This window comes from Streptomyces sp. NPDC030862 (assembly GCF_055571835.1).
This window is the reverse complement of the sequence record NZ_JBVIEN010000012.1, coordinates 146,847-157,802: the sequence shown is the minus strand read 5'-3', so window position 1 is coordinate 157,802 and position 10,956 is coordinate 146,847. Positions and strand designations below refer to the sequence as shown.

Here is a 10,956-nt window from a genome sequence, read left to right as displayed (position 1 = left end):
CCCGGGGGCCGTGGCACACACGATCCGTGCGCGACGGCCCCGGGCTCCCCCATCGCCAAGTCCTCAGCCCTGCGGGATCAACACGCCTGGGCCGCGACGAGCCTGCGCGGCATCTCCCTCACCGGTGTGTGGACGATCAGCCGCACCGCGCCGTCCGGGTCCCTGTGGAGCAACTCGACCATCCGTACGTCGATGACCCCACGCTTGGGGTGGCGCATGCGATGCGTCCTGCTGAGGGGCCCCGCCACCTGGTGCTCGTCCCACCACATGCGGAACCTGGGGCTGCGCGCGGCGAGTTCCTCCACCAACGGGCCGGTGCGCGGACAGGTCCGCCAGTCGGTCACCTCGGCCCGGAAGCAGGCGATGAAATGGCGGGAGACGTCCTCCCAGTCGACGAAGAGGCGGTGCGCCTCCTCGGAAGTGAACATCCACACAAGGAGGTTGCGCTCACGGCCCGGCAGACTGCCGAAGTTCGCCAGCCAGTCCGGCACCGCACGATTCCAGCCAAGCAGGTCGCCCGAGAGGGAGCAGACGTAGGCGGGGAAGGGGTACATCCCCTCCGCCACGGCGACGAGCGACCTCCAGGACTTGGGCACCTTGGCGGCGGGCAGCGGGGAAGGCCGCTCGCTGGACAGGTTGAGCAGGTAGTCCCGTTCGAAGACGGACAGTCCGAGCACGCTGGCCAGGCTGTTCAGGACCTCGGGCGAGGGCGAGACGTCCCGGCCCTGTTCGAGGTACGTGTACCAGGTCGGGCTGAGCCCGGCCAGCACGGCGACTTCTTCGCGGCGCAGCCCGGGAGTCCGTCGTCGCACCCCCTGAGGAAGTCCCACTTCGCAAGGCAAGATGCTTTCTCGCCGCTTTCTCAGAAAATTGGCTCGTTCTAGCCTACGGTGCTCCTCTATGGCCACGCTCTACCCCCCGCAGGAACGGTGCTTCTGATCTTCCGGATCTAATCACAGTCACCCAATCCGCTTGCCGCGGCGAACCATCGCCGCTGGCCAGCCGGGATGACGTGCGCTCTCAGCGAACGAACTACGGTTCGGCTGAGTCCCCGTGGTGATCGTGCTACGGTCCGATGAGTGAAGATCGGTAAGTGTCACGTCAGTTGAGCGCATCGGTCGGATCAGCAGGACCGGAACGGCAGTGATACATCGAACGGTGGCTGTGGCCGCCAGTGGATCCACTTGGGGGTTCAGTGACTCGTCAGGATGACTTTCAGCCGGCGGAATTCGGCCATGAGACGCCCCGAATGAACAGCGACGCACCGGCGCCCTGGGGAATGGGCGACCAGGTATTCAGCAGCCTGCTCCGGCACCGCATTATCTTCCTCGGCCAGGCCGTCGATGACGAAATCGCCAACCGCATCACCGCGCAGCTCCTGATGCTCGCCGCCCAGTCCGAAGAGGACATCTACCTGTACATCAACTCGCCGGGCGGCTCGGTCACCGCCGGCATGGCGGTGTACGACACGATGCAGATCATCAAGAACGACGTCGTCACCATCGCCATGGGCTTCTGCGCCTCCATGGGGCAGTTCCTGCTGACCGCCGGCGCCCCCGGCAAGCGCTTCGCCCTGCCGCACGCGAAGATCCTCATGCACCAGCCGTCGGCCGGCTTCTCCGGATCGGCGAGCGACATCCGCATCTACGTGCAGCACCTCCTCAAGACGAAGCGCGAGATGGCGGAGCTCATCGCGCAGCACTCCGGCAACGACGTGGAGCGCATCACCAAGGACTCCGACCGCGACTACTGGTTCTCCGCGCAGGAGGCCAAGGAGTACGGCCTCATCGACGACGTGATCCAGTCCACTCCGGCCATCTCGGGTGGCGGCGGGCTCGCGGCCCGCTGACCTGACGGCAACGCATCACACCGGTGCGGGCGGTACGGCTGGTGACGGCATGTCACCCGCCGTGCCGCCGCGCCGCATCGGCGTGCCCTCAGCACGCCCTGCCCCGCCCGCTCCCGCCACCGCATCCCGGACATCACGGAGGCTGCCTTGTCCATGCACGACTACGCGCCCCAGGCCCGTTACGTCATCCCCCGCTTCGTCGAGCGCACCTCGCAGGGCGCGCGGGAGTACGACCCGTACGCGAAGCTCTTCGAAGAGCGGGTCATCTTCCTCGGTTCCGAGATCGACGACACGTCCGCCAGCGACGTCATGGCCCAGCTCCTCTGCCTGGAGTCGGCCGACCCGGACCGCGACATCTCGATCTACATCAACTCGCCCGGCGGCTCCATCACTTCGCTGCTCGCCATCTACGACACGATGCAGTTCGTGAAGCCCGACATCCAGACGGTCTGCATCGGCCAGGCGACCTCGGCCGCCTCCGTGATCCTGGCGGCCGGCACCAAGGGCAAGCGCATCGCGCTCCCCAACTCCCGCGTGCTGATGCACCAGCCGGCCAGCCCGGGCCAGCAGGGACAGGTCTCCGACCTGGAGATCCAGTGGCTGGAGATCGAGCGCATCCGGGACCGGATCGAGACGATCATGGCCCTGCACACCGGCCGCGACCGGGACCAGATCCGCGAGGACCTCGACCGTGACAAGATCCTCACCGCCCAGGATGCCCTGGAGTACGGGATCGTGGACCAGGTGGTCGTCCCGCGCGGGAAGAACGGTTCCTGAGCGGTCATGACCGTTCCCCCTCTCCGCAGCGGCTGGTTGCGGCGGTTCTCCAGCGGCTCCCCCGACGGGACGACGCTGCTGTGCTTCCCCCACGCGGGCGGAGCCGCCAGCACCTACTTCCCGATGTCCAAGCTCCTCGCACCCCTCGTCGGGGTGTGCGCGGTGCAGTACCCCGGGAGGCAGGACCGGCGCTCGGAACCGTCGCTCGACGACATGGCCGAGCTCGCCGACCGGGTCACCGAGTCCCTCACGGAACTCGACCCCGGCCGGCCGCTGGCCCTGTTCGGGCACAGCATGGGAGCCCTGCTGGCGTACGAGGTCACGCGTCGGCTGGAGGCGGCCGGAGGGATCCGTCCGGTCCGCCTGATCGTCTCCGGCCGCCGGGCGCCCGGCCTGCCCGCGACCCGGCCGGACCTCCACGACCAGGACGACGAGACGCTCCTCGCGGAACTGCGCCGGATCAGCGGGACGGCCGAACAGGTGCTGGCCGACGAGGAACTGGTCCGGATGCTGCTGCCGACGCTGCGCTCCGACTACAAGGCGGTGGAGTGCTACGTGCCGCCCGCGCCCGGGGACGGTGTGCTGTCCTGCCCGATCTCGGTGTTCACGGGCACCGAGGACGGCCACGTCTCTCCGGAGGGGGCCGCGGCCTGGGAGGCGTACACCACCGGCGCCTGTGATGTGCAGGCGTTCACCGGTGGGCACTTCTTCGTCCAGACCCATCGCGAGGAGGTGGCCTCGGCCATCGCCGGCCGGCTCCACGGCCGCCCGTCGGCGGTCGGTCAGCGCGCGGGCCACACCATCTGACGCGTCCTTTTCCGGGGGGAATCCATGCCCGTGCGTGACCTGCACAGGCCCTTGATGTACTTCGTCGCGGCGATGGCGGTCGTCGGCGTCGTCAGCGCCGTCGGCCTGGTCGTCGACGACCGGGTGCTGCTCGGCATGCCGATCTGGGAGAAGCCGCTCAAGTTCGCGCTGTCCCTTGGTGCGTACGCCGCGACGCTGGCCTGGATGCTGTCGCTCCTCGACCGCGGCCGGCGGATCAGCTGGTGGGCCGGGACGGTGATCACGGCTGCCTCGTCCGTGGAAGTGGCCCTCATCATCGTGCAGGCCGCACGGGGCAAGCGGAGCCACTTCAACGACGAGACCGCGCTGGACGCCGGCCTGTACGCCGTGATGGGCGTGACCGTGGCGGTGCTGTGGCTGGCCGGGGTGGTCGTCGCCGTCCTGATGTTCCGGCAGCCGCTGCCCGACCGGGCGACCGCCTGGGCGATCCGGCTCGGTTCGGGCATCGGGGTCGTCGGGCTCGCGCTCGGCTTCCTGATGAGCCAGCCGACGCCGGAGCAACTGTCGGGCGAGGTGGTGGGCACGGTGGGCGCCCACAGCGTCGGAGTCCCGGACGGCGGTCCGCACCTGCCGCTCACCGGCTGGGCGGCCACCGGGGGCGATCTGCGCATCGCCCACTTCACCGGGATGCACGCCCTCCAAGTGCTGCCGCTGCTGGCCCTCGCACTGGCCGCGGCGGCCCGCCGGCACCCGGGAGCCCGGCTCGCCGACCCGGCCGTACGCACACGACTGGTGATCGTCACGTCGGCCGGTTATCTGGGCCTCGTCGCCCTGGTGACCTGGCAGGCCCTGCGGGGCCAGCCCCTCATCGCCCCAGACGCGCCCACCCTGATCGCGGCGGGCGTCCTCGCCCTGGCCTGGCTGACGGGAACGCTGCTGGCCCTGCGCCGAAGTCCTCTGCAAGGGGAGGGCCCGCAGGTGGCGGCAGGGGACGCCGCTCGCCACGGCGAAGAGGCGTCGCGCGTTCACGACCGGGTTGCGTGAGGACCGACGCGATTGCCTTCCCGTCGGAACCCCCTCATGGGCGACGACGGGCTATGCGGACGCCCCGCGAAATTCGGCAGGAGCCGTGACCGGGCGCTGTCGATGAGGGTGTGCTGGAGAGCGCTGGGGACTGCGCCACCGCCGATGCGGAGGCCGAGAAGGCGACCCTCGACGTTCTTCGTATCTGTCCCTCACCCGGCGCCGTGCCCTCGGGCACTAAAGCCGTGACCTCTTGGAAGGGGACGCGACGAGGCGGGGGATGGGATAAAGCCGATGGCACGCTGGGGTAGCCCTTCGATGGGGAGAGGCCAGGGTTGACGTCCACGCCATGAAGCATGCCCACACAGCCGGAACGTAGCAGAACGGCATCGACAGCCTCTAGATGAGCGCCTGCCACGCCATCAGCGGATTACTCCTGGCTCCTTTCAGCCTCGGGTGTTTCACACTCGTCAATACGAGCCTTGACTTGCGAGTCCGCGGCCAGCTTCTCGGGGAGTTTCGTGTCATGGGTGAGGTGCGCCTTGATGAGCTGACGAATGCTCAGCCCACTGGCCGTACTGAGATCTGCGGCAGCAACCTTGGCGTCCGTAAGGTCGGTGTGGGCCAGGTTGGCTCCGCTGAGGTCGGCCCCCGTGAGGTCTGCGTTCGCGAGTTTCGCGCCGACGAGATCAGCGTGAGTGAGGTCTGCACCCTCTAGATTTGTCCCGCCCAAGTCGGCATGTTCCAGATTTGCGTGACTCAGCACAGCCTTGGCCAGACGTGAACCGGTCAGCTTGGCGCGGTGCAATGATGCGTGGCTGAAATCAACATACGAAAGGTCCGCTCCCACCAGGAGCGCGCTGGTTAGTACCGCGTTCGTGAAGTTCGTGCCAACAACTACTACCCCGGTGAAGTTGGCGCCAGGGGCGATCGCGTGAGACAGGTCCCCTTCCCAGAAAGTAGCCCCGGTCAGTCTGGCCGACGCGAGATGCGCGCCGGTCAACACGACGGCGTCCAGGCGGGCGCCCGTCAGTTCGGCCCCTTGCAGGTTCGCATCTTGCAGGTCTACGTCCTGAAGCGTGGCGCCTGTGAGGCGGGCCCCACGCAGGTCCACCACGGGATGGCTCTGCCGCACCGGCTGGCGTCCAAGGACCGCCAAGGCCGCAGTCACGTCGGGGGCGAGAGAGACACGTGACGCTTCCACCGAGTCCTCACCCGAGCGCTTCTTCGTCCCTTCCTTCGACCTGCTCCTCTCCCCCTCCGGGGTGCGCACGAATGCCGACAGGACTTCGACGACTGTCCTGTGGTCTCTCTCACTGTCGTTCATGATGCGTTCGAGGCTGTAAATGCCGCCGAGCCGTTCGTGGAGATTGCCGGACCCAAGCAGTTTGATCGCCGCAACGTACCGGTCGGTGACCTGCCCCTCGCGCGTCAACTCCGCTTGCTCACGATCTTTCTCACGCACATGTGCGAACTGCTCCTGACTGTGTTCGTACAGCTTCTCGGCGTGCCGGTGGTTCCGGTGGGTGTAGTACAGCCCGAGTCCGGCCACCGCCCCAGCCCCGATGGCGACAAGCATGGTCCGGAAGCCGGTGATGACGACGCCATCAGCTGGCTGCAGGTCCGTCTCGCGTAGGTGGGCACCGTCGATCCACCACGGCCCGCGCCACAGGAGAAGGACGTACCCAATGGCTGCGGCCATGCCCACGACGGCGAGGATAAGGCGCCTGGTCTCGGACTTCATGCGACGCATCATGACCGAGCTCGGGGCGGCACACACATGAACAGTTGTTGTCTGAGGAGAAGTTGAGCTTGGACGGTGCCGCTGCGGTTGCTTCCGCCGCCGAGCGAGCCGGACGCGAGTCCGACGGCCCCCGGTGCGGGATGCGGCACCCTAGGGGCAGCGACCCCGCCCCCAGCTACCCGCCATCCCCGAACCACAAGCCGACGATCTCAGGCTGGGCGGGGGCGACAACAGCTCGGCAGCCGGTCTCCCCGCCCCTTCACGGTGCCTACCGCCATACAGCTGGGTGCTCCGCCCGGCGGTCGACAGTCGTGCATGACGAGCCGTCGGCAACTGCCCCGGTCAGCGGCCCTTTTCTGCAGGCTAAAGGATCGCGACGCACTCGACACGGTAAGTCATCGCAAACCGTCAAATGCATCCGGGAGTTTCGGCGCCGTGACCTCGGGGTCTCCTGGGAGTGCCACCGACCACTGCGCACCGTCGAGCTCCACGACGGGCCTGCCACTGCCCGGAACAGCCTTAACCAACCGCGCGCTGACGAATTCCCCGCCTTGAGGGACAGGGAGCCCGAGTCGGCGGGCGATGTCCTGGTGGGCTCGGCGGTCACCCAGGATGATGATCCCTTCGTCCCGGAGCGCGGAACGAGCCCCGCCGTTCCCGCGGACCCGTTTCATGTAGTCGTGCTGCTGTACAACGGTGCCGATCGTGTTTCGTCCGATCCGGCGGTGCTGCACTCGCCGGAACAGCTCGTTGGCGCGGCGCTGACCGGACGGCTGCGCGAGGATCGCGTCGCGGTCGTCGGCGGGTATGTGCAGCAGGGTGTTCTCCGGGAGGGCCGCATCGCGCCAGAGCCAGACGATCTTGTCTCGATATTCCGCCTTGACCGTGAACTTCCCGTCCCGGTTCAAGCCGAGATTGAGCCGTTCCCGGCTGGCGCGCAGCAGGCCGGCACTCCAGCAGCTCCGGTGGTCGTCCGCCCACACCAAGAGGCACAGGTGATTCTCGGCTTCGGGCGGGATCACCCAGCCACCGAACCGATGTGAGTACTTGAAGTCCACCTCCACCCCCGCGATCCGGTAGTCCATCCGGGCTCCGTCGGCGAACGCGAACTCCCGCTGGACGGCGATCTCCACCAGGGCCCCGAAGTGGGCCTTCTCCGTCTTGAAGAGGTGCGCCCAGTCGTAGCGGCCGGTCCGGGGACCGTCGAGCACGGCGTCGATGGTGTCCCGCAGGACACGCCCCATGCGGCTGCTGTCCGGGTCCAGGGCCAGCATGGCGCGGGTGACCGCGGTGAGCTCCTCGTCGTCCGCACCCACGCTCGTGAACCTCGCCATCACCGCCTCCGCGTGGTCCGGCCGGTCCTCGGGGTGAGTGGCGAGCAGGTCGGTGACGAGCGTGTCGAACTCGGGAGGGAAGCCGGAACGGAGCTCTGGCTGAGGATGCGGCATTCCATGCGTCCACGCGTTGCGCACGGCACGGGAGTCCGGGGCAGGGGCGGACCCAGTAGCCATCGCGTAGAAGAGGCAGCCGAGCGAGTACAGGTCGCTGCGGTGATCGGCAGTCGGGCCGAAAAGCTGCTCGGGTGATCGGTACGCGGGCATGGGGCCGGACGGATCGGCGGCCCACCGCCGGTGTTCATTGTCGTGGTCGGCCTGCAGCCCATGGACACCCAGACCTGGATCGGTGACAATCACGCGCCCGTCGTGGCGCATCACCAGGGCCGCCGCACTGAGGTCCAGGTGGGACAGTCGGTGCAGGTGCAGTTCGGCGAGCGTCCCGATGATCTGTCCACCGATTTCCCTGATCGTCTCCCAGGACATGGTCCCGGCGGCAGGGCTCAGCAGTCGCTCGAAATCCTCTCCGTCGACGAGATCCGTCACCACATATGGACGGCCGTCGTGGAACCCGAAGTCGCCGACGCGCGCCAGCCCCCGGACTCCGATCGCCGCCAGCCGCTCCGCGTCGGCGAGGAACCGGTGCTTCCTGACGTCGTCCGTGATCGACGCGTGAAAGAGCTTGAGGGTCACGTCCTGGTCCCGTTCCTCGTCCGTCGCCCGCCAGAGGTCGGACGTCGGCCCGGCGTGGCGTCGTTCGACCAGCTGATAGCGCCTGTCGATGAGGGAACCCGGAACATCAGCACCCGTGTTCGTCCCGTCCTCATCCGCGCTCCCCTCCGAGCGCCCGCCTAGCCTCTGTACCGTTTCCGCGGTCACCACCGCCAAAGGCACCCCGCCCGGCCGCCCCTCCTCCTCGGCGCCACCGGTCGATGCCACGACGGGGAACTCCCCCGGCCTGAAGCCGGCGTGCCGTTGGATGACGGCGCCGATGCGCGTGGCCGTCGAGCGGGGCAGGGCACGCGACAGCACGTCACGCACGCCCGGGCGGAAGACGTAGTGGCCCGAGGAGGCCGGCTTGCCGGGGGCCGTCGTGAGCAGACCGCTGAGGACGACCTCGGCCAGGTGCTGCGGCTCCGGCCGCGCCTCCGTGGCGGCCTGGACCAGCCGCATCACGGGCAGGCTGAGCTCGACCACGGCCAGGTGCGCGGCGAGGCGGAGCGCTTGCGGTGAGGCGTAGGACCGGAAATCGAGGACGAGCTCCTCGGGCGAGAGCGACTCGGCCGCGATTCCCCCGGATTCGAAAGGAGCCGCCGACGGGTCGGTGGTTAGCGTCGCGGCCACCCCCGGCACCTCGGTTTCCGGGCCTCCCGCCACGAGTTCCGCCCAGTGTCCGAACCAGCGGGCAGAGGGCTCCAGCAACGGCAACGGCAGCCCGGTACGCTCTTCCCGCGGCGGGTCGTACGGAGTGAACCGGAGACCCGAGTTGGCGGCGGCCGGTCCGCTCGCCGACAGCAAACCCGCCGAGCCGGGGAGTGCGGTGCGCCGCCAGAGCCGCTCCGGGAGGGGCTGGATAATGGCCACCGGCATCGTGCGCGCCCAACGGCCCAGTACCCCGTGCCAGCGCGCGGTCGCCTCGTCACCAGCGTACCAATGGGGGCCGCTGCAGTCGCTGAGGATGAGGGCCGCGGCGCGGCCGTCGCGCGGGGGCAGAGCGGCCAGCCGGCCACCGGGGGACTGCCGCAGTCGGCCGTCGTGGGTGAGTGTCAGCAGCTTGATCCCGCGGAATGCGCCGGTCTGCCCGAAGACGCGGTGGAGCTCCCGCCACAACGGGCGCCAGATGGGCATCGTCGGCCCCGCGTCGTACACGAGGTAGAGGGTCAGTCGGCGCTCGGGCTTCGGCCGGAGCACGGGCAGCCAGGTGCCGGGCAGTGCGCCTTGACTGGCGATGCGGTACGCCGTACTCCGCTCGTCCAGCTCCGTACTCAGGCGCGAAGGCACCCGGCGCCGGAGCGGCCGCAAGGCCCGCTGGAGGGGAAGCGGGTGCGGCAGCATGGGCGGCAGCGGCGCCAGTAGCGACCTGTACCGGCCCTCGCCCGACGGCTCTTCGTCGGACTGGTGCGACAGCTGAGAACCTCGACCTGCCGATGCCGGCGGGGACTCCGGGTTCATGGAGGGTTCGGTGCTCCCGGCCGATGAGGAGATCGACGCTTTAGGTGCCGGTTCCTCGGGGTCTGGTCGTGCGGCGTGCGCGGGCGTGCCGCTGTGGCTCGCCAGCCAGATCAGCTCGGCGAGCTCCGTCGCATCCGCGCCGTGTCCGCCAGCCCGGTCGAGGACGTCGAGGAGACGCCTCAGTTCGGACGGGGACGACGGCTGGGCCGGATCAGAAGTCATGGAACTCCGCGACCGGGCCGAGATGAGTCATGAGGCTGGCGGCCAGTGCCTCGCGGGACTCGGCCGTCAGGCCGGGGACCCGTGAGAGGTAGATGGCGTTGAGCAGCTGGTCGGTGGCCAGTTCACCCGTGCTGCTGCGCTCCAGGAACGTCGCGATCATCTGCGTCGTCTCCCCGTCCAGCTCTCCGAGGTGTGCGCGCACGATCGCTTCCAGGTGGTCCGGCTGGGGGCGCCGGAGCCGCAGGGGAACGCACCGGCGCAGGAAGGCGGGGGGAAACTCCCGCTCGCCGTTGCTCGTGAGCACGATGAAGGGGAACGCGCGGCAGCGCACGAGCCCCCGGTCGACGGTGACACGGCTCTCGCCGCCCGCGGTCATCAACCGTGCCCTGGGAGCGAGTTCGGCGGCACGGACCAGCTCAGGGATCTCGTACTGTCCCTCCTCCAACACGTTGAGCAGGTCGTTCGGCAGGTCGAGGTCGCTCTTGTCGATCTCGTCAATGAGCAGGACGCGGGGCCGCTCGTAGGGGAGCAGCGCGGTCCCCAACGGGCCGAGCCGCAGATGGTCTTCGAGGGCGTCACCCGCGGGGTTCCCGTCGTCGGGCTCCACCGCCGGCTTGCGCCCCGCGCCCTTGCTGGCTGCGTAGAGACGGGCCATAGGGTCGTACTGGTACAGGCCATCCTGGAGGGTGCTGCGGCTGGTGATGTTCCACCGCAGTACGGGCCCCAATTTCAGCTCCCTCGCCACGGCGTAGGGCAGGGACGACTTGCCGCTGCCAGGCGGGCCGGTGATGAGCAGCGGTCGGCGCAGTACCATCGCCGCGTTCACCAGGTCGACGCTTTCCGGGGTCGCCTGATAGGTGCCCGCCCGGTGTTTCCGGTCGCGGGACACGGCATCGTCCTCCTGCGACGGGGAGGGCAGTGCCGGTCCGCCGTCGAAGGTCCGCCAGGGCGGGGGGTCGGGCAGGCGGGACACACCGTCGTGTGGCTCGTCCGTCCCGGTGTACACAGGCCACATGGACACGGGAGTTCTCCAGATCGCTCGACTGTCG

Annotated in this window: 8 protein-coding genes; 4 read left to right on the top strand and 4 right to left on the bottom strand. The window is 68.9% G+C overall.

The window, feature by feature from the left end:
* Positions 1 to 77 precede the first annotated feature (77 nt).
* A complete protein-coding gene (locus tag ACZ42X_RS29445; RefSeq protein WP_468296255.1) occupies positions 78 to 812 on the bottom strand; it encodes a helix-turn-helix domain-containing protein in 735 nt (244 codons plus the stop codon).
* 437 nt (positions 813 to 1,249) lie between these two features.
* Between ACZ42X_RS29445 and ACZ42X_RS29440 the strand changes: the two genes are divergently transcribed.
* The 4 genes from ACZ42X_RS29440 (at position 1,250) to ACZ42X_RS29425 (ending at position 4,456) form a co-directional block, all read left to right on the top strand.
* Positions 1,250 to 1,849 carry an ATP-dependent Clp protease proteolytic subunit gene (locus tag ACZ42X_RS29440; protein WP_361427148.1) on the top strand — a complete coding sequence of 200 codons (600 nt, stop codon included), beginning with the start codon at positions 1,250 to 1,252 and terminating at the stop codon, positions 1,847 to 1,849.
* 153 nt (positions 1,850 to 2,002) lie between these two features.
* A complete protein-coding gene (locus ACZ42X_RS29435) occupies positions 2,003 to 2,626 on the top strand; it encodes an ATP-dependent Clp protease proteolytic subunit (RefSeq protein WP_361427242.1) in 624 nt (207 codons plus the stop codon).
* A gap of 6 nt (positions 2,627 to 2,632) precedes the next feature.
* Entirely contained in the window at positions 2,633 to 3,433 is an 801-nt protein-coding gene (locus tag ACZ42X_RS29430) for a thioesterase II family protein (protein WP_468296252.1), read from the top strand.
* A 24-nt stretch (positions 3,434 to 3,457) separates the two neighbouring features.
* Positions 3,458 to 4,456, top strand: coding sequence for a hypothetical protein (locus ACZ42X_RS29425; RefSeq protein ID WP_468296249.1), 999 nt, complete (start codon positions 3,458 to 3,460; stop codon positions 4,454 to 4,456).
* A gap of 409 nt (positions 4,457 to 4,865) precedes the next feature.
* Here the strand turns inward: ACZ42X_RS29425 and ACZ42X_RS29420 are convergent, their stop codons facing one another.
* From ACZ42X_RS29420 to ACZ42X_RS29410, 3 genes are all read right to left on the bottom strand, one after another.
* On the bottom strand, positions 4,866 to 6,179 hold the full coding sequence (locus ACZ42X_RS29420; RefSeq protein WP_468296246.1) for a pentapeptide repeat-containing protein: 1,314 nt from the start codon (positions 6,177 to 6,179) through the stop codon (positions 4,866 to 4,868).
* Between the two features lie 395 nt (positions 6,180 to 6,574).
* Positions 6,575 to 9,907 carry a NaeI family type II restriction endonuclease gene (locus ACZ42X_RS29415; RefSeq protein ID WP_468296244.1) on the bottom strand — a complete coding sequence of 1,111 codons (3,333 nt, stop codon included), beginning with the start codon at positions 9,905 to 9,907 and terminating at the stop codon, positions 6,575 to 6,577.
* A complete protein-coding gene (locus tag ACZ42X_RS29410; RefSeq protein ID WP_468296242.1) occupies positions 9,897 to 10,928 on the bottom strand; it encodes an AAA family ATPase in 1,032 nt (343 codons plus the stop codon). Before ACZ42X_RS29410 ends, ACZ42X_RS29415 begins: the two co-directional genes overlap by 11 nt.
* Positions 10,929 to 10,956: the final 28 nt, after the last annotated feature.

Excerpts from the sequence above, each read along its gene's own strand:
- ACZ42X_RS29440 (WP_361427148.1), top strand. The coding sequence starts at position 1,250 with ATGAACAGCGACGCACCGGCGCCCTGGGGAATGGGCGACCAGGTATTC.
- ACZ42X_RS29435 (WP_361427242.1), top strand. The coding sequence starts at position 2,003 with ATGCACGACTACGCGCCCCAGGCCCGTTACGTCATCCCCCGCTTCGTC.
- ACZ42X_RS29430 (WP_468296252.1), top strand. The coding sequence starts at position 2,633 with ATGACCGTTCCCCCTCTCCGCAGCGGCTGGTTGCGGCGGTTCTCCAGC.
- ACZ42X_RS29425 (WP_468296249.1), top strand. The coding sequence starts at position 3,458 with ATGCCCGTGCGTGACCTGCACAGGCCCTTGATGTACTTCGTCGCGGCG.
- ACZ42X_RS29420 (WP_468296246.1), bottom strand. The coding sequence starts at position 6,179 with ATGAAGTCCGAGACCAGGCGCCTTATCCTCGCCGTCGTGGGCATGGCC.
- ACZ42X_RS29415 (WP_468296244.1), bottom strand. The coding sequence starts at position 9,907 with ATGACTTCTGATCCGGCCCAGCCGTCGTCCCCGTCCGAACTGAGGCGT.